The sequence below is a fragment of the Chryseobacterium shigense genome, from assembly GCF_900156575.1.
Lineage (GTDB): Bacteria > Bacteroidota > Bacteroidia > Flavobacteriales > Weeksellaceae > Chryseobacterium > Chryseobacterium shigense.
This window is the reverse complement of the sequence record NZ_FTNY01000004.1, coordinates 132,287-154,263: the sequence shown is the minus strand read 5'-3', so window position 1 is coordinate 154,263 and position 21,977 is coordinate 132,287. Positions and strand designations below refer to the sequence as shown.

Below are 21,977 nucleotides of genomic sequence, written 5' to 3'. Positions count from 1 at the left end.
ATCAGCTTCCTAGATAAATAAATACGTTAGTAATAATATTATTGGGGACCAGATTTACAGGCTGGCTACTGCCACCCAGAGAAAAACTCAGGGTATGGGTGTGATCACCACTGCTGTTTGTATTGTCGTCAATACTGGCTGTGTTGGAGATTGGATTATTCGTTCCGCTTGCCACACCGTTGGCTGCCGTATTAAGCGGGTTATCGGTGTAGGTGTGGGTATGACTTCCGGTGGTATTCGTAGATCCTGCAAAACTAATGTTAGGCAGATTGGCCTGCGTAATCGTAAAAGAATTGACTCCCGCTGCAGTTCCTATGTTATCGGTTCCGCTTGTATTTTTTAAATACCGGTCCGAAGCATCAGGAAGGGTGGTCGTAAAGCCCATTGCTGTAGCTCTTGCTCTTGGATTGGTAGCCAATGTACTTACGGTTCTTCCATTCAGCAGGTACCATCCATTGTGATCTGCGCTTTGAAAACCGTTTTTAACGTCTCCTATCTGTGGTGATTTGGTCGTCAGCTTAATCCATTGTGTTCCATTATTGTAATATAACCCTGGAGTTTACGTCATTGGGAACGGTTCCAGCTGTTGCCGTATTGAAGACAATCATTCCTGCAATATGGGAAGTAAGGGGAGCTGCAGTATTGGTTGCTTGTAGGGCAATTCTGGTAAGCAAAAATCCTCTGTCGTTGGTTGAACTTTCAAGATGCAGCAAGCTCTCTGAATTGATAATTCCCGATGAATTGGAAATTTTGATCTGAGCATTTGTGTTTAAAGTGGGCAGGCACAACAGCAAGGTAAGCAGAGTGCTTCCGCCTAGAGTCTTTATCATAAGGTTTAGTTTGAAATAATTTTTTTACAAATATATCAAATTTGAAATTATAATATCAACTGGTAATCAATAGTTTATTGATTATTTTCACTGTTTTGGGAATAGGTTGAGAATATTTTTAGTATTAATGAATGGTTAACGAGATATTTTTTTTTCCATTTCTGATATTAATATTTTATTAAAATTGAAAATATAATAAAAAAGCACGCTTTTCGGCGTGCTTTACTGATATATTGATGTTTATTATTGATGATTTTTATGCTTCACAAGCAGAACAGCTAACAAAATTAACCATCATTTCTTTAGAGACAGAAGAACTTCTTTGATAGTACAATGTTTTAACACCTTTTTTCCAAGCTTCAATATAAAGGTAGTTGACATCTTTTACAGGCATCGTAGAAGGGATTTGTAGGTTCAGAGACTGAGCCTGGTCAATATATTGCTGTCTTTGAGCAGCCTGAGAGATAATTTCCATCGGAGAAATCTCCTTGAATGTTTTGAACACCGCCTTTTCTTCGTCAGTAAGCTCTTTTAAATGTTGTACAGAACCGTGGTTCAACATGATCGTTCTCCAGGTTTCCTCATTATCAAGACCTTTTTCTTCCAATAGCTTAGCCAAATACTTGTTCTTACGCATAAAGTTTCCTTTAGCAAGACCAGCTTTATAGTAGTTCGAAGCAAACGGCTCAATTCCTGGAGAGGTTTGCCCTAAGATTGCAGAACTTGAAGTTGTAGGGGCGATAGCCATCGTAGTGGTATTTCTCAATCCATAACCTTTCAATAATTCCGGCTCACCATAAATATTGGCTAATTCTCTTGAAGCAGTTTCTGCCTGTTCTTTGATATGTCTGAAAGCTCTTGCATTGAACTGAGTGGCCTCAAAACTTTCAAACGGAATCATATTTTTCTGTAAATAAGAGTGGTAGCCTAAAACCCCTAATCCAAGTGCTCTGTGACGCAATGCGAAGTTTCTTGCTCCCTGAAGGTAATAGTTGCCTTCTGTTTTTTCGATAAATTCAGTTAAAACAGCATCCAGGAAGTAAACCGCTAATTTTACAGCATCCGTATCTTTCCATTCGTCATACAGTTCTAAATTCATTGAAGACAGACAACAGATGAAAGATTCTTCTCTGGTAGAAGGAAGCATGATTTCAGAGCAAAGGTTACTTGCGTTTACAGTCATCCCTAAGTCCTTGTAAACCTGTGGTTTATTTCTGTTGACGTTATCGGTAAAGAAGATATAAGGAAGACCTTTCTGCTGGCGGCTTTCAAGAACTCTTGCCCATACTTTACGTTTGTCCATATCACCGTCAATCATATCCTGCATCCAGTAATCAGGAACGCAGATCCCTGTAAATAAGTTCTGAATAGGACTTCCGATGTCTTTGATGGATAAGAATTCTTCAATGTCACCATGGTCTACATCCAGATAAGCGGCAAAAGCCCCTCTTCTTACCCCTCCCTGAGAAACCACATCCATAGCAGTGTCGAATAATTTCATGAACGAAACCGCTCCTGAAGATTTTCCGTTGTCTGTAACGGCAGTCCCTCTGTTTCTAAGTTCTCCGAAATATCCTGAAGTTCCACCTCCGATCTTTGTCTGCATGATCACCTCACCCATTTTATGAGTAATGCCCTCAATGCTGTCCGGAATGTGAACGTTGAAACATGAGATAGGAAGACCTCTCTGTGTTCCCATATTCGCCCAAACCGGAGAAGAGAAGCTGATCCATCCTTTCACGATCATTTCCTTGAAAGCGGCTTGCAGCTCCGGCTTATATAATTTCTTTGCGGCGGCAGTGGTGATTCTGTCGATGGCTCCGTCTACCGTTTCCCCTTTTAACAGATATCCTCTGTTTAGCATCTGCTCAGACTCTTCATTGAGCCACCATATATTTGAATTTTGTTCTTCCATAGATGTTATATTTTCGAATTCCGGAGCAGTTTTTATACTCCGGAATTTTGTTGCTTTTTATATTGATTGTAAAATTTCCACTTTGTGCGTACCGTTCAGTCCGCTTTCATCTCTTAATCGTTGAAACTCTTTAAAAGACGGTACATTTAAAACCTCATGCTGAACCTCTTCATTGTTGTAATTTGAATAATGTACAAAAGTAACCCCGTCTTCTTTTACATACACCTTATACTCAAAGGTCTCCTGATCCAGATTTTTAAAATCATCCAGAAACTTTTGGATATGGGTTTTGTTTTCTGAAACGTATTCAGGGTTTACGGTATAGGTTACGATGACATTGATCATTTTTTGTGCTTTGAAATATTTTATTATTCTGAGGGACGAGGAATCTCTATTTTTTTAGATTTTAGTTTAATACAGTCTCTGGAGTTACCAATTCAGCTAATTTAGAGGCAATCTCTGCCATTGTTTCCTCCGAAGTACTTAAACCACTTCTTGAGCCTAACAATGGACTGACGTCACGTAAATCGTCATAAGTTGTATTGTGGACAATTGGAATTAATAAATCACGAGCTAATAAAGCAGATAATTCTTTGTCAGCAATTCCCGCATTGTTTATACGTTTAAGAAATGAAGGTGTAACTAAAACGATGCCCACTTTAGATTTTGCTAATCCTTTATCAATTTCACGCATTAAAGGTGAACCCAATAAAACATCCTTTTCGCTAAACCAGACAGAAATACCTTTCGACTCTAATAAATCGTGTAATTCTTTGGCTGACTCTTTACGATCATCCCAAGCATGACAAAGAAAAACATCACGCAAGTCGAGTAAATTAGAACGTTTTTCAATATTTTCACGTACAGGTGTTAGAGTTCGTATTTCTTCCGGAGTGTATAATATCGTTGAGCCAGATGAAGACCAACGAGCTTTTACGTTTCTTGATTTACCACCACTACTTCCTGAGCTACTTGAAGAAGAGGAATAGGAAGAAGCGGGAGATGAGTAAGAAGGGGAATAGTAACTACGACTATAGCGACTACTACATGCAGGGCAGTTTTCTGCTGCACTTGCTGAACGGTGTCCATAGCGTGGTGCTGTACATCTTGCCATTTTTATTAAATTTTTTTCGTTACAAATTAAAACAAATCGTTCGCTGTGATACTCTTATCGTGTTTCGTATAATCTACCGGTCTTTTGGCAAAGAAATCATCCATAGAATTGGCAAAAACTTCCTCTTCAAACCATTTCATTGGACGGTATTGTTCTGGAGAAACGTTGTAACGGGTTTCCATATCGATTTTCTTCAAACTGTCGTCTACACGGTATTTCATGAAGTTCAGAAGATCTTCTTTTGAGAAAACGGTTAATTCTCCCAGTTCAAAGATCCAGTCTAGGATCTCACCTTCCAGCTCGATAGACTGATCTACCAGGGTGTAGATATCTTCAATATCTGAATCTGTTAACAGGTCCGGCTGCTCTTCACGGATTTTGTTGATCAGGTAGATTCCTGCATTAGCGTGGATTTGCTCATCGATAGAAGTCCATGCGATAATGTTGGAAACGTTCTTCATGTATCCTTTGAATCTTGTGAAAGAAAGGATGATGGCAAATTGTGAGAAAAGAGATACGTTTTCTATCAGGATACTGAATAATAAAAGAGAAGATACGTATTCTTTTGGTGTTGTAGAATTGGCGTGTTTCAGAACATTGGAAAGGAAGTCAATTCTCTTTTTTACGGCAGGAATTTCTATAACATTCGTAAATTCTTCGTTGTACCCCAACACTTCTACCAAGCGGGAATAAGCTTCTGAGTGACGGAACTCGCATTCTGCGAAAGTAGCGCCCAGTCCATTGAATTCAGGTTTTGGTAAGTGGTTGTATAGGTTTCCCCAGAATGTCTTTACAGACACCTCGATCTGTGCAATGGCTAAAAGCGCATTTTTTACAGCGTGTTTTTCGTTCGGCTCTAACTGCGAATGAAAATCCTGAACATCTGCAGTAAAATCCACTTCCGAATGCACCCAGAACGATTTGTTGATCGCTTCTACAAACTGAAGAACCTCAGGGTATTCAAATGGCTTGTAACTTACTCTCTTATCGAAAATTCCCATATTAAAATAGCTTTAAAATTAAATAATCAGCATCACTGTGGATAAAGTGGAAGTAATGCTTAACTTCTTGTATGTTTGGCATTTACATTTGAAACATATTCACATTCATGAATGTCGGTTTCTTGTAAAGAACTAGTGACAAAGTTCGAAAAAAAGAACTGATTTTGAAAGGGGTAAATACTAATTGGCTGAGTTTTAACTGTAAAAGTTTTCCACATTTACATGAAACCAGCACGGGTAATGGCTTACAGGGGGTTCCGGGTAAAAAATAAATGGAAAATCATACTTACAGTTAAACAGATTGTTGTAATGTGCTTTAAATAAAGGTAAAATGAATTAAACAATAAAATATTCGAATATATTATGGTTCTTGTAACAAATTGAAAATATCATCTACTTATAGGGGTATAAAACAAGCATCACTTCATGTTAGTAATTCAGGATTTACATAAGTCATACGATACGGGGAAAAGCAAACTGCACGTTCTTAAGGGAATTAATCTTAATATTTCTGAGGGCGAGTTTGTTTCTATTATGGGAAGTTCCGGGTCCGGAAAGTCTACGCTTCTTAATATCATCGGTATTCTGGATGAAAAAGATTCGGGGACGTATGAACTGGATAATGTTCCCATTGAACATCTGTCTGAGGTGAAAGCTGCAGAATACAGAAGTAAGTTCTTAGGCTTTATATTTCAGTCTTTTAATCTGATTAGCTATAAAACGGCTCTGGAAAATGTAGCACTTCCTTTATACTATCAGAATGTTCCCAGAAAAGAGCGTAATAAGAAAGCGATGGAGTATCTGGAGAAAGTAGGTCTTGCTCAATGGGCGGATCACTTACCCAATGAGCTTTCCGGAGGACAAAAACAAAGAGTAGCGATCGCCAGAGCACTGATCACGGATCCAAAGGTGGTTCTTGCAGATGAGCCAACCGGTGCACTGGATTCAAAAACGACGCATGATATTATGAAACTTCTTCAGGATATCAATAATGAAGGAAGAACAATCATCGTGGTTACCCACGAACCTGACGTAGCTGCCCAAACCAAAAGAAACGTAATCCTGAAAGACGGAATCATCGAAAGTGATGAGTTTATCAAGCAGATTGTTTTATAAGAGAATGGTGAATTTTGCTTCGCAAGTCAATTGTGAATGTTGAATGATCATTTTTAATTAAGTAATAAAGAATAAACACAAACACAAATGAAAAAAAGTAACCATGTTTTTGAATCTGAACCATTATAAACTTGATGTTTATCAATCGGCCAGATAATTAAGAATTGAGTGCTATAAAATTTTATCTGTGATTCCGGATAGTGAGAGATTTAATCTTACAGATCAGATACGCAGAGCTTCCACTTCGGTTGTGTTGAATATAACGGAAGGGTGGTCCAGAAAATCGGAAATTGAAAGGAAAAGATATTTTGAAATAGCCAGAGGCTCGGTGATAGAACTGGATTCTTGTTTTTGATATAGTTATAGACTGTAATTATATCAAAAAAGAAGAATTAGTGAAATTGAAAACTTAATAAAAACAACATTTATCCTGTTAAGTGGGATGTTGAAAAAAAGAATAAAAAATAATTGTGAATTGTCAATAGAAACAACTTTACCATTGACAACAGGGTTAATTGACTTCGAAGAAAATTCACAACGCAGTTAATTGACTTTTTACAAAGTAAAAAATAAAACTATGTTTGACCTAGATCGGTGGCAGGAAATATTCAGTTCTATTCGCAGTAATGTATTGCGAACGGTGCTTTCGGGGTTTACAGTGGCTTTGGGGCTGTTTATTTTTGTAGTTCTTTTCGGGATAGGAAAAGGATTGCAAAATGCTTTTACCGCAGGATTTGCAAGAGATGCGCAAAATCTTATCACCATCTATACCGGTAAAACTACAATGGCTTATAAAGGACTTCAGTCCGATAGAACCGTGACCATGAATAATGACGACTACGATTTTCTGATCAATACAGATAAAGAAAAAGTAGGTGATGCGAGTCCAAGATACAGCACAAGCTTAATGATAAAATACGGTAAAGAAAGCGGTACTTATCAGGTAAACGGGGCAGAACCGGGAGAGCAGGTTATTGAGAACCGAAAGATGATTGATGGACGTTATCTTACTTCTATGGACCTTTCCAGAAAGCAAAACGTTGCGGTCATCGGAAGAATGGTTCAGCGTGACCTTATCAAGAATGGAAGCCCGGTAGGAAAGGATCTGAATATCAATGGAACCATGTTCAAAGTAGTGGGCGTTTTTTCTGATGATGGGGGAGACTGGGATGAAAGACATATTGTCGTTCCTATCACCACGCTTCAGCAAATGAAGAAAGGGTCAGATACCGTATCGACTGCCTATATCGCTTATAATCAAAAACTAACTCCTGAGGAAGCCATTAAATATGGGGATGAACTGAAGGACAGACTAAAAGCAAGAAAAAATGTAGCTCCTGACGATGAAAACGGAGTCCGCGTCTGGAACAATGCCAAAAATATGAATGAAACCTTCCAGTTTATGGCCGTGCTTACGATTATTGTAGGTTTTATTGGATTAGGAACTTTGCTGGCAGGAATTATCGGGATCAGTAACATCATGGTGTATATCGTCAAAGAAAGAACCAAAGAGATTGGTGTGCGTAAAGCCATCGGTGCCAAACCGAGAAGTATTGTAGCGCTGATTGTACAGGAAAGTGTCGTGATCACGGTAGTTTCAGGTATTGTGGGTGTTGGAGTAGGAGTACTGGTGCTTAGTTTAATAGGAGACAGTCTCGAAGAATATTTCATCAAAAGCCCGAGTGTAGGCTGGGTGACTATCTTTATGGCATTTATCGCATTGGTATTTTCAGGGCTTGTTGCAGGATTTGTTCCGGCGTACAGAGCTTCGAGAATCAAGCCGATAGAAGCATTGAGAACAGAATAAGAATCGGGTCAATGATCATTGATCAATTATATAGTATAAACTTATAACTCAAAGAAGTGAACATTTTATTTAAAAAAGATACTTGGCAGGAAATTTATTATTCACTGAGGAATAATAAGCTTCGTACGTTCCTTACCATGATTGGGGTAGGCTGGGGAATGTTTTTGTATGTGAGCCTTCTTGGAGCAGCCAAAGGGATGGAAAATGGTTTTGATAAATTGTTTTCCGGATTTGCGACCAATTCTATTTTTCTCTGGGCTCAGAAAACATCTATTCCTTATGATGGATTTCCTAAAGGAAGAGAAGTCCATCTGAAATTATCCGATATGGATATGCTGAAAAGAAAAGTGAATGCGATAGATTATATTTCACCACAAAACGCAAGAGGAAGCTTTACCGGAACACCTGGTGAGTCTATGTCAAGAAACGGAAAAAACGGCACTTATTCTCTTACGGGAGATTATTCGGTAGGAAATAAAATTTCAGAAAAGAAACTTATTTTCGGACGGTATATCAATGATGCCGATGTGATGGGAAATAAGAATGTGGTAGTGATTGGAGAAGAGATCTACAAGAACTTCTTTGATGCCAAGAAAAAAGAAAACCCGGTTGGAAAACAGGTGAATATAAAAGGAATATTCTTTAATGTCATTGGAGTCTTCAGAGTTAAAAAAGGAGGAGGCTTTGAAAATGATCAGACGGCATTTATTCCGCTGTCAACCTATACCAAAATGTACAATGCCGGAGAGCAGATCGATATGTTTGCGATTGTAAGTAAACCCAATGCCAATGTGAATGGAGTAGAAGAAGACGTCAAGCAGGTCCTGAAAACCAAGAATAAAGTATCCCCAGAAGATACCAATGCCTTCGGAAGTTTCAATTTGGGAAAAGAATTTAAAAAACTGACAGGATTCCTTACGGGGATGCAGCTTTTAACCATTATTGTAGGAACGCTGACCATTCTTGCCGGAGTCATTGCGATCTCCAATATCCTTTTGATTACGGTAAAAGAACGAACAAAGGAAATCGGGATCAGGAGAGCTTTAGGAGCAAAACCTGCGGAAGTACGAAACCAGATTCTATTGGAAAGCGTGGTGATTACACTCTCCTCGGGAATTCTCGGATTCATGTGTGGAATCTTTGTCCTCATCATTTTAAATGCACTGACACAGAATCAGGATCAATTTCCTTTCTATAATCCAACCGTAAATTATGGAAATGTATTCGGAGCCATGGCTGTCATGGTCGTTCTGGGTTTGATTATCGGAATGATTCCTGCGCAGAGAGCCGTGAAAATCCGGCCAATTGAAGCCTTAAGATCAGAGTAATAAATTGCTCAATTGAAAATAAAATAATTGAAAATAATGACTGATTTTTTTAATGTTTAAATTCTTGAATATTTTAAATCCTTTCATTCATTTCTACCTTAATCGTAAAAAATAAACTAGATATATGAAAAAGAAATTCACTTGGAAAAAAGCCATTTATATTGTACTCGGGCTTTTATTTGCAGTGGCATTGTTCTCCGGGATCGGGTATCTCGTGAAATCAAATTCTAAAGAAAGTGAGGCTTTCCTGACCAGAAAACCAAGTTACCAGAACATGGAAGATAAGGTAATGGCCACGGGAAAAATCGTTCCGAAAGAAGAAATTGAGATCAAGCCGAACATTGCGGGAATTATTGATAAAATTTTAGTAGATGAAGGAGATAAGGTGACAGCTGGACAGCTGATCGCTACAGTGAGAATCATCCCTAACATTGCTGACGTTAACAATGCTCAGCAGGAAGTAGTGAATTCCCAACTGCAGATCAGTAATGCCAAGATGAATGTTGATAATATGCAGAAGCAGTATTCAATGCAGGAAAAGCTGTACAAGCAGGGCGTCATTTCCAAGCAGGAGTATTTAAACTCACAGCAGCAGTTGTATACCCAACAGCAGACCCTTAAAAATGCTAATCAGCAGCTGGCTACGGCGCAAAAAAGATTACAGATTGTAAAAACAGGGGCTACTCCTGAACTTCAGGGGCTTGCTACAACACAAATTCGTTCCAAAGCAGCAGGTACGGTTCTTGAAGTTCCTGTAAAAGTGGGAAGTCAGGTGATCGAGGCCAACTCCTTCAACGCTGGGACAACGATCTGTTCCATTGCAGACCTTAATTCTTTGATTTTCCAGGGAGAAATTGACGAAGCTCAGGCAGGAAAGCTAAAACAGGGGATGGATATGAAAATCGTGATCGGTGCCCTTCAGAACAAAACGTTTCCGGGAAAACTGACCATGATTGCTCCTAAAGGAAAAGACAATTTAGGGACTATAAAATTCCCGGTAGAAGGGGATGTAAGAAATCCTAACAATGAATACATCAGAGCAGGGTTCTCTGCCAACGGAGAAATCGTACTGAAATCTGAGAAGAATGCTTTGCTATTGGACGAATCATTGGTTCAATATGAAAAGAAGAACGGCAAAGACACGCCTTTTGTAGAAGTAAAGCAGAAGGATGGAAAGTTCAAGAAAGTGTATGTGAAATTAGGAGCCAGTGACGGGATAAACGTACAAATCCTTTCAGGAATCACCAAAGACTCTGAAGTGAAAGTATGGAACCCTTCTGATAAAGATAAAGAAGAGCTTAAAGAAAAGAAAAAATAGTAAACCATCACTATATATTTAAACGGTAAGATCCTGAGGAATTTTTCTCAGGATCTTTTTATTAATGAGGTCTGTTCATCTCTAAAATGGAATTGTTAAATTTGAGATTAAAATAAAGACATGTGCAGGTATGCCAGGAAAACATATAAATCCCATTACACCTGTTTTAAATGCAGAAAATCATTTAAACAGACAGATACGGATGATATTCTTTTAAGAATCAAAAAAGATAAAATCTATCACCAGCGGGATGGAACCATAAAGAATGTGAGCGATGTTTTTACAAAAGCTAAAAAAGAAGAACTGGATGCATTGACAAAGGAGATCAACGCAAGGCAGATCAAATGTCCCGAATGCGGAACCCTGATGGCAGATCTTGGGAGGGATTTTAAAGCACCTAAGAAAACCGCTGTTAAAGAATGGAAAATTGTAGAAGGACTCTTTCAAATAGGAAGATGTTTTCATAGCTGTGGTTGTGATGGAATTGGATATATCCCCAAGAAACCTAAAGATTATGAACAGTATTTGAGAAATACTTTGCACGAGTACGAAAGCTATGTAGTGAGTGGACAAAATAAAACGCACGAAGAATTTCCTGAAAGAATGGAGTATATTAATTTTTGGACAGAAAGGGTTTCCGGTGTTAAAGCCGAAATGATCCGGCAAAAATTTGAAATCATTTAATATCAACCGTTATGAAGAAAAACTACCTGATTCTCTTTTTCTTTATCATTGCAAAATTCATCCTCCAGTATTCCCTGATCAGCCCAGAATATGAATTACACCGGGATGAATATCTGCATCTCGATCAGGGCAATCACCTTGCCTGGGGATATCTTTCTGTACCTCCCGTGAATTCATGGCTGGCCTGGCTTATTAAAACGGCGGGAAACTCTGTCTTTTGGGTTAAATTTTTTCCCGCACTCTTCGGAGCGCTGACGATTGTTGCTGTATGGAAAATCATTGAAGAACTTCAGGGGAGTTTATATGCTAAAATTCTGGCTTCAACAGGGATTCTTCTATCAGTTCTTCTGCGGATCAATATGCTTTTTCAGCCAACCTCCTTGGAAGTATTATTGTGGACACTGATGTATTATGTGCTGATCAGGTATTTCAATTCTGAAAGAGTAAAATGGCTGTATGCAGCGGCTGTCATCTTTGGAATAGGTTTTCTGAATAAATATAATATTGTCTTTTCAGTGTTGGGAATTATTCCCGCCATTCTATTGACAAAACAAAGGAAAATATTTCTCCAGCCCCATTTGTACGGAGCAGCAGTAGTTGCATTACTGATCATGCTGCCCAACTTATTATGGCAGTACAATCATCATTTTCCGGTTGTCTACCATATGAAAGAACTTGAAGACAATCAGCTTGTCCATGTCGATCGGATTGATTTCTTTAAATCCCAGATTCTGTTTTTTATAGGCTCTTTTTTAGTGATCATCGCTGGATGGTATGCGGTGCTGTTTTATCAACCGTTTGAAAAATTCAAGTCTTTCTTTTGGATGTATATTGCAACGATTGCCTTATTTGTGTTTTTTAAGGCTAAAGATTATTATGCCATTGGCCTGTATCCGGTTTTTATTGCATTTGGAGCTGTTTTTCTCGCTCCTGTTTTTGAAAAAGGCTGGAAGAAGTTTCTTAAACCGGTCTTTGTTTTAATTCCAGTTTTGCTGTTTCTGCCTTTGTATCAGGTCGCTTTTCCCAATAAAAGTCCGGACTATATTATAAATCATCCTGAATTCTATAAAAAAATGGGACTTCTTCGTTGGGAAGATGGTAAAGATCATGCACTGCCTCAGGATTTTGCTGATATGCAAGGCTGGAAAGAGCTTGCTCAAAAAGTAGATAAAGAATATTCTATACTATCAAAATCCGGAAATACACTGGTTCTCTGTGATAATTACGGACAGGCAGGCACTATCAATTATTATTCAAAAAAAGATATAAAAGCGGTTTCCTTTAATGCAGATTATATCAACTGGTTTGATCTTAATAAAAAATATGACCATCTGATTCGTGTCAAAGAATTTTCCAAAGAGGAGGATGAACTTAAAGAAACCGGTCCTTATTTTGAAAACTCAAAAGCAGCTGATTCCATTGTCAATAGGTTCGCCCGCGAAAAAGGAACGACCATCTTTAGTTTTGAAGGCGCGAAAATTGATATTAAAAAAAGAATTCAAAATGAAATCGATGAAAAGAAGTGGGGATATTAACAGTTAATTAACTCCATGGGATTATTTAGGAGCGTGAAATATTTTTTAATTTCGCTGCAATGTATTGAACCTATGAAATCACTATCTAAAATTTTATTTTTATCCTCAGCGCTATTGTTTTTTAGCTGTACCTCTCAGAAAAAAGCTCAGAAAGCTAAAGTAGTGTACAAGACGGATAACCTTTCCGTCATTCAGCTGTCTGACGATATCTATCAGCATGTATCTTATTTAAGTACAGATTCCTTTGGAAAAGTAGAATGCAACGGAATGATCGTAAAAGATGGAAATGAAACCGTGATTCTGGATACTCCAACCAATGACAAAAGCACAGAAGAATTGATTTCATGGATCAAAAATACCCTTCATTCAAAAGTGAATGCGGTAGTTGCGACACATTTCCACGATGATTGTCTGGGAGGATTGAAAGAATTCGACAAAAACAATATTCCTTCTTACGCCAATAATAAAACCATAGAATTGGCAAAAAAAGCCGGAGCCCATGTTCCGGGGCACGGTTTTAATGATACGATTACCCTCAATGCAGGAAAACATAAAATTTTAGTAAAATACTTTGGAGAAGGACATACAAAAGACAATGTCGTTGCGTATGTTCCAGACGAAAAAGCGATGTTCGGAGGCTGTCTTATTAAAGAAATAGATGCCACAAAAGGCTATCTTGGGGATGCCAATGTGCACACTTGGTCTCAAACCGTTGAGAAAGTCAAAGCTCAGTATCCGGACGCTAAAATAGTAATGCCGGGCCATGGAGAGGTAGGCGGAAAAGAACTTCTGGACTATACGATCAGGTTGTTTAAAAATAACTGATTCTACTAATCGATTCTCAAAATAGATGACTGACAGCTGATTTTAAATTTTAAAATCAGCTGTTTCTCTTTTATGCCCGTATTATAATTTAAGGTCATAGAAAATATTAATGCAACATTGTATCTTTAATTGATTTTTGTTTTAACTTTGCCTCAATAAAATAGTAGATGGCCTAGTGATATTGTTTACCGATTTATAACGAATCATTTCACCATCAGTTATCATTTACCATTCATCAATTATTTAAACCATCAGTTAAAATGAAAAACTACGACGTTATTATCATAGGAGGAAGTTATGCGGGATTATCAGCTGGAATGTCTTTAGGGAGATCACTAAGAAGCGTTCTGATCATTGACAGTGGGAAACCCTGCAATAGACAGACTCCATATTCACATAATTTCATTACCCATGACGGAAAAACACCAAAGGAAATTTCTGATCTTGCACGGCACCAGGTTCTAGCCTACAGCACCGTGAAATTTCATGATGGAATCGCCATTCAATTACAGAAAACGGATGAAGGATTTGAAACGGAAACTTCCACAGGCGAAAAGTTCTCTGCCAAAAAACTCATCCTTGCATCAGGAGTGAAAGACATCATGCCAGATATTCCCGGATTTGCAGAATGCTGGGGGATTTCCGTATTGCATTGTCCGTACTGTCATGGTTATGAAGTGAAAAATGAAGTGACCGGAATCCTTTCAGATGGTGATATGGCCTATGACTTTTCGAAGCTGGTGTATAATTTAACGAAAGATCTTTTTTTATTTACCAACGGAAAATCTGCTCTTTCCAAAGATCAGAAAGGGAAACTGGCTCAGAATAATATCATCTTGGTAGAAGACGAAGTTGAAAAAACAGAACATGAAAATGGGAAAATCCGGAAAATGATTTTTAAAACCGGAAAAGAAGTCTCATTGAAAGTGCTCTATGCCAAAGTACCTTTTAAACAGAATATCAATGCTTCTGAAAATCTTGGCTGTGAACTTACTGAACAGGGATTTATCAAAGTTGATTTTATGCAGAAAACAAATATTTCCGGAGTTTTTGCCTGCGGAGATAATGTAACGATGATGCGATCTGTTGCCAGTGCTGTTGCTCAGGGAAATTTCACCGGAGCGGTTGTCAATAAGGAACTTGCGGAGGAAGAATTTTAAAATTCTGATCAATTTTGGGTTTAAAATCATACTTTCCGATGCCGAAATCTAACGGGAAATTCCGTACATTTGGGGTGAAAAATTTCAAAAACTAAAAGTAAAATGGACATTATTTTCGACCTGATTGAAAAAGAAAGACAAAGACAAGCCCATGGATTAGAGCTTATTGCGTCAGAAAACTTTGTTTCTGAGAACGTGATGAAAGCAATGGGAAGTGTACTGACCAACAAATATGCTGAAGGATATCCCGGAAAAAGATATTACGGAGGCTGTGAAGTAGTAGATGAGGTTGAAACATTAGCCATCAACAGAGCAAAAGAACTTTTCGGTGTAGACTATGTCAACGTACAGCCGCATTCCGGATCTCAGGCTAATGCTGCCGTTTATCTTGCAGTTTTGAAAGCAGGAGATAAAATTATGGGTATGGACCTTTCCATGGGAGGACACCTTACTCACGGTTCCGGAGTAAACTTCTCAGGAATTCAATATCAAGTGGTTTCTTACGGGGTTCAGAAAGAAACCGGACTTATTGATTATGATCAAATGAGAGAAGTGGCTTTAAGAGAAAGACCTAAAATGCTTATTGCAGGATTCTCTGCTTACTCAAGAGATCTTGATTATGCTAAATTCAGAGAGGTTGCAGACGAAATCGGGGCAACACTTTGGGCAGATATTGCTCACCCGGCTGGTTTAGTAGCTAAAGGATTATTAAACTCACCATTCGAACACTGTCATGTAGTAACAACGACGACTCATAAGACTTTGAGAGGTCCAAGAGGAGGAATGATCATGATGGGGAAAGACTTCGAAAATACTTACGGTCACAAAACACCAAAAGGAGAAACGAAAATGATGAGCCAGGTACTGGACGGAGCTGTTTTTCCTGGAATCCAGGGAGGTCCGCTGGAACACGTTATTGCCGGTAAAGCAGTGGCGTTCGCAGAAGCCTTAGATACTCAGTTTGAAACGTACGCCAAACAGGTTAAATCCAATGCACAGGCGTTATCAACAGCGATGATCAGCAGAGGTTTTGATATCGTAAGCGGTGGGACAGATAATCACCTGATGTTGGTAGACCTTAGAAATAAAAACGTCAACGGAAAAGAAACAGAAAAAGCATTGGTATTGGCAGATATTACCTGCAACAAGAATATGGTTCCTTTTGATGATAAGTCGCCATTTACTACGTCGGGTATCAGACTGGGAACTGCAGCAATTACAACAAGAGGCCTTAAAGAAAATGATATGGATACCATAGCAGGATTCATTTCTGAAGTTGTTGACAATATCAAAAATGAAGAAGTAATCTCTTCTGTAAGAAAGAAGGTGAATGAACTGATGGAGGGAAGAGCCTTGTTCAACTATTAATTTAATTTAAACATTATAATAAAGAATGGGCATTTGTCCATTCTTTTTCATATCTATTATGGATAAAAAATCTTTCACTTTTGATGAAATAAAACTGAAACTGGTCAACTATTGCGTTTATCAGGACCGTTGCCATGCAGAAGTTGAACAGAAAATGCGTGAATTTCTGCTGATTGATGAAGCTAAAGATGAAATCATCTTATATCTTTTAAAAGAAAATTATCTCAATGAGGAACGGTTTACGAGGAGCTATATCAGAGGGAAATTTTATATCAAACACTGGGGCAGAAATAAAATAAAAATGCACCTGAAAATGAAACAAATCTCTGAAAAGCTGATCAGTAAGTGTTTTGATGAGATAGACGAGAGAGATTATGATCAAATGATCAGAAAAATATTTGAAGATTACTACTCCAGACAAAAAGGATTGCAAGAATATCAAAAAAAATCTAAAACGATAAAATATTTGATGAGTAGAGGTTTTGAATATGAGAAAATAAATGATACTTTTGACGAAACATAAGTAGATAATTGAAAGAAGAAAAAATTTGGCTGTCACCTCCGCATATGGGGGGAAATGAGCTAAAATATATAAAGGATGCATTTGATACCAACTGGATTTCCCAATACGGCTCGAATATAGATGAATTCGAGCGGAGTCTGGAACACTATTTAGGAAAGACTTCCTATGTCACGGCTTTATCTTCCGGAACTGCAGCTATTCACTTGGCATTACGGTTGTTAAATGTTGAAGACGGGGATTTTGTCATTTGTCAGTCTTTTACCTTTGTGGCTACCGCTAATCCTATTCTTTATCTCAACGCTGTTCCTGTATTTGTAGATAGCGAAAATCAGACATGGAATATGTGTCCCGATGCATTGGAAGAGTCAATAAAATACTGTATCCGCCAAGGAAAAAAGCCCAAAGCTATTATTACCGTCTCTCTCTATGGAATGCCTTTTAAAGTAGATGAAATCCTTCAGATTTCCAGAAAATATGAAATTCCTGTCATAGAGGATAGTGCAGAAGCATTAGGCAGTAAATATAAAGGGCAGCTATGCGGTACTTTTGGGGATCTATCTATTATAAGTTTCAACGGGAACAAAATTATTACCACTGCTGGTGGTGGGATTTTAATTTCAAGAAGCCCTGATGCTAAAAACAGAGCTCTTTTCCTTGCTACGCAAGCTAAAGATAATGAAGAATTTTACAGCCACTCAGAAGTAGGGTATAATTACAGAATGGATAATATTGCGGCCGGAATTGGAAGAGGTCAGCTGGAAACACTCGAAAAAAAAATAGAGCAACGTAGAAAAAACCATGATTTTTATCAACAGATAGTGAAGAATAATGATCATATTGAGCTGTTTTCTGCACCAGACAGTGACTTTTACTCCAACTATTGGCTTAGTACAATCATTCTCAAAAATAATCTTGTCAAAGAAAAACTAAAGGAAAAATTTTCACAGAATAATATAGAAACCAGATATCTATGGAAGCCTATGCATCTGCAGCCCCTCTATAAACGATACAAGTTTTTTGGAAATAACTTATCTGGTACACTTTTTGACGCAGGACTGTGCCTACCGTCGGGAACTAATTTAACAGATCATTGCCGAGCTAGAATTTCTGAAGTTTTACAAAATGAAATTCACTAAATTTGTTTTTTAAATTTAAGTGTAGATCAGATTTTATTTTAATTTTGTATCCACGTTTAGGAATTAGTATTAATAAAAGTAGGGTTTTGACCCAGTTAAATATGAACACAAATACAGACAATGTACAGCTCTCTTAGAAAAAAAATATTTGGAGGTGATAATGTTGTAAATCTCTCAGATGTAAGATATCTTCCCAGATGGATTATACTTGCAATAGATATTATCATTTTGGTAATGTCTTTATTTCTTTCTACCTATACTATTGAAAAAATTACTCAAAAAGAGTTTATTTATCACGAAGATAAAAGTGTTGTTTTTGCTTTTATTATTTTGATCAATACAATTTTTATGTATTTTTTCAAAACATATGCGGGAATCATAAGGCATTCTACCTTTATTGACCTTTTCAAGCTTTTGATATCATGTTTTTGTACGATGACAGTAGTAGGAGTCGTCAATCTTATCTATTTCTGGTCTACAGGTGGAAAATTTATACTTACTGCATTTCTCATATTATACTTTATTATTTCTTTCATGGGGCTGTTTCTATTCAGACTCTATGTGAAGGAATTTTTTCATATTGTCAGAGAATATAGAAGAAGTACTTTGAAAAAGAGAATTTTAGTATTGGGTATTGATGAGCAGTCCATTGCTATAGCACGTGCTATTTTAGATAACCCAAGTCTGCCTTATCAGGTTGTAGGTTTCCTGACTCAGCGAACAGATTCCAAAAGAGCTTCATTATTAGGAAAACCTATCTATGAGAAAAGAAGAATAGAAGAAGCTACAAAAGAAGATCTCATTATCGATGGGGTTATTATTGTTAAGGAAATGATGTCCAAAGACGAAATGAACTCTTGGGTGAATTTATTTCTGGAAAAAGACTTAAATATATTTAAAGCTCCATCCGTACAGAAGTTAAGAGACAGTGACTTAGGAGGAGCGATTAGAAATCTTCAGATTGAAGATCTTTTGAACAGAAAACCAATAAAAATTGAAAGTGAGGAAGTCAGAAGCAGACACTTCAATAAAAATATATTGGTAACGGGGGGAGCGGGTTCTATTGGGAGTGAAATCGTAAGACAGGTAGCTCAGTTTAATCCGGCATTGATTGTCGTTTTAGATCAGGCAGAAACCCCTCTCTATGATATTGAGCTTGAAGTAAAAGACAAATTTCCTCACATCAGATTTAAATTTGTTTTAGCAGACGTTTCCAATATTCATAGAGTTGAGCCCCTGTTTCAGACCTACAATTTCTCAATGGTATACCATGCGGCGGCATACAAACATGTTCCGTTGGTTGAAGAAAATCCCAATGAGGCAATTCGTGTCAATGTTTTAGGATCAAAGAATATTGCAGTTTTGTCAAGCCGTTATAAAGTAAACCGGTTTGTAATGATCTCTACAGATAAAGCGGTAAACCCTACCAACGTAATGGGGGCATCTAAAAGAGCAGCAGAGTTATTTGTTCAGTCTTTACAGGATGTTGAAGGCAATACCACAAAGTTTATTACTACAAGGTTTGGCAATGTGCTAGGATCAAATGGTTCTGTTATTCCACATTTTAAAAAACAGATTGAAGCCGGGGGACCTGTAACAATTACCCATCCCGATATCGTACGATACTTTATGACCATTCCAGAAGCTTGCGAACTTGTTCTTCATGCAGGAACTATGGGTAAGGGAGGGGAGATCTTTGTGTTCGATATGGGTGAGCCGGTAAAGATTCTTGATCTTGCCAGAAGAATGATTAAGTTATCAGGCTTTGAACCGAATATTGATATTAAAATCATATATACAGGTTTACGACCGGGTGAAAAACTATATGAAGAACTGTTAAGTGATAACGCTAAAACACTTCCTACTCATAACGAAAAGATCATGATTTCAAAGGACCCTGCAATGGCATTCCTGGAAATAGAAAGCCTGATCAATTTGATTACGGATGCTTCTGTAATGCAGGAAAAAGTAGATGTAGTGAAGATTTTAAAGGTCATTGTTCCGGAATTTAAGAGTAATAATTCGATCTACGAGGTATTAGATAAATAGAAAAAATATAAATGTATATTTGTACAATTTAAAAATATGAAAAGTAAGATATTGGCTGTATTGATGGCATTCTGGTTGGTTTCATGTAAAACTAATCAAAATGCAAAAAATGATCTGAATTATATGCAGAATATAGAGCAGGTAGCTGTAGATGCTTCTACTAAAAATTCTGTTTCTACTATACAAACAGGTGATCAGTTAGTAATTTTGGTTACAGCGAAGGATATGGACGTTGTAAGACCTTTTAATCAAAATTACTCTTCTTCAGAAATTATTCAGACAAATACCAATGCAGGTGGAAATACACCAAATCAAGGGGTCACAAGTATTTCGGGCCCTATGTATATTGTGGATGCGGAGGGGTATATAGACTTCCCTGTATTGGGTAAAATTAGCACTACTAATAAAACTTTAATTAGTTTTAAAGAAGAATTGCGAGATAAAATGTCTCAGTATGTGATTAATCCTACTGTGAATATTAGACTTGCCAATTTTAAGGTTACTGTATTAGGAGAGGTCAACAAGCAAGGTGATTATACAATATCCAATGGACAAGCTACTATTTTAAATGCACTTGGTCTTGCAGGCGACCTTACAATGTATGGTAAAAGAGAAGATGTTTTGGTTATAAGAACTGAAAATGGAGTAGTGACCCATGGAAAGATTAATCTGCAAGATGCTAATTTAATCAATTCTCCCTATTTTAACTTAAAGCAGGGAGATGCAATTATTGTGGCTGCCAATAATACAAAAGATCTTTCGTCTAAACAAAATCCAAATACAGGACTTTATTTGACTGCCTTTTCGATTGCAATTACGGCTGTTGCAGTTGTGGTGGGTTTAATCAAAAAATAAAACTCTTTAAGTTAAATTACTATACATACATACTACTATAATGAATGAAATCAAATCATATAGAATAGCAGTTATTGGACAAGGATATGTTGGGTTGCCACTATCATTAGAGTTTGCTGCACACTATCCTGTGCTTGGATTTGACATCAATGAAAATCGAATCAATGAGCTGAACAATGGTGAGGATATTACTCTTGAAGCTGATTCCGAAAAACTGAATACTTTTTTAAAAAAATACAAAGAAACTAAGAGTGAAAAAGGTTATAAAGCGACTAGTAAATTAGATGAAATCTTACAATGTAATGTTTTTATAGTAACCGTACCGACTCCGATTGATAAATATAATGCCCCAGATTTGAATCCTCTTATTTCTGCATCAAGAATGTTAGCTGGAATTATTAAAGATGGAGATATAATTATATATGAATCTACTGTATTTCCTGGATGTACTGAAGAAGAATGTGTACCGATACTAGAAGAACATTCGGGATTAAAGTTTAATGAAAATTTTTACGTAGGATACTCTCCTGAAAGAATAAATCCTGGAGATAAAGTAAATACACTTACGAGTGTAAAGAAAGTAACTTCAGGTTCCACTAAGGAAATTGCAGAGGAAATTGATAATTTATACAAAAAAATAATTACTGCCGGAACTCATAAAGCTCCAAGTATAAAGGTGGCTGAAGCTTCCAAGGCTATAGAAAATGCACAAAGAGATGTTAATATTTCTTTTGTAAATGAGTTGGCATTGATATTTGATAGGATGAATATTGATACGAATGATGTACTGGAAGCAGCCGGAACTAAATATAATTTTCTTAAATACAAACCAGGGTTGGTGGGTGGACATTGCATCTCTGTGGATCCTTATTATTTGGCACATAAAGCTGAACAACTAGGTTATCATCCGGATGTGATACTCTCTGGACGACGAGTGAATGATTCTATTGCAAAGTTTATAGCCTCTAAAGTCGTTAAACTACTTATTGGTAAAGGGGGGATTATTAAAAACTCTACGGCTTTGATTCTTGGAGTTACATTTAAAGAGAATTGTCCTGATGTTAGAAACACAAAAGTTTTAGATATTTATAAAGAATTAATTGACTATGGGATCAATGTAGAAGTTTATGATCCATGGGCAAGTAAAAAAGAAGTTAAACATGAATATGGAATAGATATTTTAGATCAACTTGAAGAAGGTAAAAAATATGACTCCATCATTATTGCAGTTTCTCACAAAGAATTTCTTACATTGGATATTGAAAAATTGAAAAAAGAGAATAGTGTAATTTTCGATACAAAAGCGTGTTTGGATAGGAATGTGGTAGACGCAAGATTGTAATTTTTAATTGAAACTAAACTTAAACTAAAATCATAATTTTAGAGCTTTAAATTCTAAATAATTTTAATATA

General features: G+C 37.1%; 21 protein-coding genes. 15 read left to right on the top strand and 6 right to left on the bottom strand.

Annotated features, from left to right (window positions below):
- Window position 1: 1 nt before the first annotated feature.
- The 6 genes from BW964_RS14155 to BW964_RS14130 all read right to left on the bottom strand — a co-directional run bounded on the left by BW964_RS14155 (window position 2) and on the right by BW964_RS14130 (window position 4,860).
- On the bottom strand, window positions 2–418 hold the full coding sequence (locus BW964_RS14155; RefSeq protein ID WP_123911938.1) for a hypothetical protein: 417 nt from the start codon (window positions 416–418) through the stop codon (window positions 2–4).
- 118 nt (window positions 419–536) lie between these two features.
- Entirely contained in the window at window positions 537–830 is a 294-nt protein-coding gene (locus tag BW964_RS14150; protein WP_076508147.1) for a hypothetical protein, read from the bottom strand.
- A 256-nt stretch (window positions 831–1,086) separates the two neighbouring features.
- Window positions 1,087–2,754, bottom strand: coding sequence for a ribonucleoside-diphosphate reductase subunit alpha (locus BW964_RS14145; protein WP_262484384.1), 1,668 nt, complete (start codon window positions 2,752–2,754; stop codon window positions 1,087–1,089).
- Window positions 2,755–2,802: 48 nt separating this feature from the next.
- Entirely contained in the window at window positions 2,803–3,090 is a 288-nt protein-coding gene (locus BW964_RS14140) for a hypothetical protein (RefSeq protein WP_076508145.1), read from the bottom strand.
- Window positions 3,091–3,151: 61 nt separating this feature from the next.
- Window positions 3,152–3,859, bottom strand: coding sequence for a toll/interleukin-1 receptor domain-containing protein (locus tag BW964_RS14135; RefSeq protein WP_076508144.1), 708 nt, complete (start codon window positions 3,857–3,859; stop codon window positions 3,152–3,154).
- A gap of 26 nt (window positions 3,860–3,885) precedes the next feature.
- Entirely contained in the window at window positions 3,886–4,860 is a 975-nt protein-coding gene (locus tag BW964_RS14130) for a ribonucleotide-diphosphate reductase subunit beta (RefSeq protein ID WP_073335112.1), read from the bottom strand.
- 426 nt (window positions 4,861–5,286) lie between these two features.
- Between BW964_RS14130 and BW964_RS14125 the strand changes: the two genes are divergently transcribed.
- The 15 genes from BW964_RS14125 to BW964_RS14055 all read left to right on the top strand — a co-directional run bounded on the left by BW964_RS14125 (window position 5,287) and on the right by BW964_RS14055 (window position 21,906).
- Window positions 5,287–5,976 (top strand): ABC transporter ATP-binding protein, encoded by a 690-nt coding sequence (locus BW964_RS14125; RefSeq protein WP_047449905.1) that lies wholly within the window; start codon window positions 5,287–5,289, stop codon window positions 5,974–5,976.
- Window positions 5,977–6,139: 163 nt separating this feature from the next.
- Window positions 6,140–6,331, top strand: coding sequence for a four helix bundle protein (locus BW964_RS22740; RefSeq protein ID WP_228437937.1), 192 nt, complete (start codon window positions 6,140–6,142; stop codon window positions 6,329–6,331).
- A gap of 222 nt (window positions 6,332–6,553) precedes the next feature.
- Window positions 6,554–7,783: an ABC transporter permease gene (locus BW964_RS14115; RefSeq protein ID WP_076508142.1), complete on the top strand. Its 1,230-nt coding sequence runs from the start codon at window positions 6,554–6,556 to the stop codon at window positions 7,781–7,783.
- A gap of 56 nt (window positions 7,784–7,839) precedes the next feature.
- Window positions 7,840–9,111 (top strand): ABC transporter permease, encoded by a 1,272-nt coding sequence (locus BW964_RS14110; protein WP_076508141.1) that lies wholly within the window; start codon window positions 7,840–7,842, stop codon window positions 9,109–9,111.
- Between the two features lie 124 nt (window positions 9,112–9,235).
- On the top strand, window positions 9,236–10,429 hold the full coding sequence (locus BW964_RS14105) for an efflux RND transporter periplasmic adaptor subunit (RefSeq protein WP_076508139.1): 1,194 nt from the start codon (window positions 9,236–9,238) through the stop codon (window positions 10,427–10,429).
- 120 nt (window positions 10,430–10,549) lie between these two features.
- Window positions 10,550–11,113: a hypothetical protein gene (locus BW964_RS14100; protein ID WP_076508138.1), complete on the top strand. Its 564-nt coding sequence runs from the start codon at window positions 10,550–10,552 to the stop codon at window positions 11,111–11,113.
- A gap of 11 nt (window positions 11,114–11,124) precedes the next feature.
- Window positions 11,125–12,648, top strand: a complete 1,524-nt coding sequence (locus tag BW964_RS14095; protein ID WP_076508136.1) for a glycosyltransferase family 39 protein — start codon at window positions 11,125–11,127, stop codon at window positions 12,646–12,648.
- Window positions 12,649–12,720: 72 nt separating this feature from the next.
- Window positions 12,721–13,473 (top strand): subclass B1 metallo-beta-lactamase, encoded by a 753-nt coding sequence (bla, locus tag BW964_RS14090; RefSeq protein ID WP_076508134.1) that lies wholly within the window; start codon window positions 12,721–12,723, stop codon window positions 13,471–13,473.
- A 260-nt stretch (window positions 13,474–13,733) separates the two neighbouring features.
- Window positions 13,734–14,633, top strand: a complete 900-nt coding sequence (locus BW964_RS14085; RefSeq protein ID WP_076508133.1) for an NAD(P)/FAD-dependent oxidoreductase — start codon at window positions 13,734–13,736, stop codon at window positions 14,631–14,633.
- A gap of 102 nt (window positions 14,634–14,735) precedes the next feature.
- Window positions 14,736–16,001, top strand: coding sequence for a serine hydroxymethyltransferase (gene glyA, locus BW964_RS14080; protein ID WP_076508131.1), 1,266 nt, complete (start codon window positions 14,736–14,738; stop codon window positions 15,999–16,001).
- Window positions 16,002–16,059: 58 nt separating this feature from the next.
- Window positions 16,060–16,524, top strand: coding sequence for a regulatory protein RecX (locus BW964_RS14075; protein WP_076508130.1), 465 nt, complete (start codon window positions 16,060–16,062; stop codon window positions 16,522–16,524).
- Between the two features lie 8 nt (window positions 16,525–16,532).
- Window positions 16,533–17,660: an aminotransferase class I/II-fold pyridoxal phosphate-dependent enzyme gene (locus BW964_RS14070; RefSeq protein ID WP_228431976.1), complete on the top strand. Its 1,128-nt coding sequence runs from the start codon at window positions 16,533–16,535 to the stop codon at window positions 17,658–17,660.
- Between the two features lie 120 nt (window positions 17,661–17,780).
- Window positions 17,781–19,709, top strand: coding sequence for a polysaccharide biosynthesis protein (locus BW964_RS14065; RefSeq protein WP_076508128.1), 1,929 nt, complete (start codon window positions 17,781–17,783; stop codon window positions 19,707–19,709).
- 36 nt (window positions 19,710–19,745) lie between these two features.
- Window positions 19,746–20,564: a polysaccharide biosynthesis/export family protein gene (locus BW964_RS14060; RefSeq protein WP_076508127.1), complete on the top strand. Its 819-nt coding sequence runs from the start codon at window positions 19,746–19,748 to the stop codon at window positions 20,562–20,564.
- A 40-nt stretch (window positions 20,565–20,604) separates the two neighbouring features.
- A complete protein-coding gene (locus BW964_RS14055; RefSeq protein WP_076508125.1) occupies window positions 20,605–21,906 on the top strand; it encodes a nucleotide sugar dehydrogenase in 1,302 nt (433 codons plus the stop codon).
- Window positions 21,907–21,977 lie beyond the last annotated feature (71 nt).

Coding starts and splice junctions, on each gene's coding strand:
- BW964_RS14135 (WP_076508144.1), bottom strand. CDS start 3,859: ATGGCAAGATGTACAGCACCACGCTATGGACACCGTTCAGCAAGTGCA.
- BW964_RS14075 (WP_076508130.1), top strand. CDS start 16,060: ATGGATAAAAAATCTTTCACTTTTGATGAAATAAAACTGAAACTGGTC.
- glyA (WP_076508131.1), top strand. CDS start 14,736: ATGGACATTATTTTCGACCTGATTGAAAAAGAAAGACAAAGACAAGCC.
- BW964_RS14095 (WP_076508136.1), top strand. CDS start 11,125: ATGAAGAAAAACTACCTGATTCTCTTTTTCTTTATCATTGCAAAATTC.
- bla (WP_076508134.1), top strand. CDS start 12,721: ATGAAATCACTATCTAAAATTTTATTTTTATCCTCAGCGCTATTGTTT.
- BW964_RS14055 (WP_076508125.1), top strand. CDS start 20,605: ATGAATGAAATCAAATCATATAGAATAGCAGTTATTGGACAAGGATAT.
- BW964_RS14140 (WP_076508145.1), bottom strand. CDS start 3,090: ATGATCAATGTCATCGTAACCTATACCGTAAACCCTGAATACGTTTCA.
- BW964_RS14060 (WP_076508127.1), top strand. CDS start 19,746: ATGAAAAGTAAGATATTGGCTGTATTGATGGCATTCTGGTTGGTTTCA.
- BW964_RS14065 (WP_076508128.1), top strand. CDS start 17,781: ATGTACAGCTCTCTTAGAAAAAAAATATTTGGAGGTGATAATGTTGTA.
- BW964_RS14150 (WP_076508147.1), bottom strand. CDS start 830: ATGATAAAGACTCTAGGCGGAAGCACTCTGCTTACCTTGCTGTTGTGC.
- BW964_RS14085 (WP_076508133.1), top strand. CDS start 13,734: ATGAAAAACTACGACGTTATTATCATAGGAGGAAGTTATGCGGGATTA.
- BW964_RS14125 (WP_047449905.1), top strand. CDS start 5,287: ATGTTAGTAATTCAGGATTTACATAAGTCATACGATACGGGGAAAAGC.
- BW964_RS14105 (WP_076508139.1), top strand. CDS start 9,236: ATGAAAAAGAAATTCACTTGGAAAAAAGCCATTTATATTGTACTCGGG.
- BW964_RS14100 (WP_076508138.1), top strand. CDS start 10,550: ATGTGCAGGTATGCCAGGAAAACATATAAATCCCATTACACCTGTTTT.
- BW964_RS14115 (WP_076508142.1), top strand. CDS start 6,554: ATGTTTGACCTAGATCGGTGGCAGGAAATATTCAGTTCTATTCGCAGT.
- BW964_RS14130 (WP_073335112.1), bottom strand. CDS start 4,860: ATGGGAATTTTCGATAAGAGAGTAAGTTACAAGCCATTTGAATACCCT.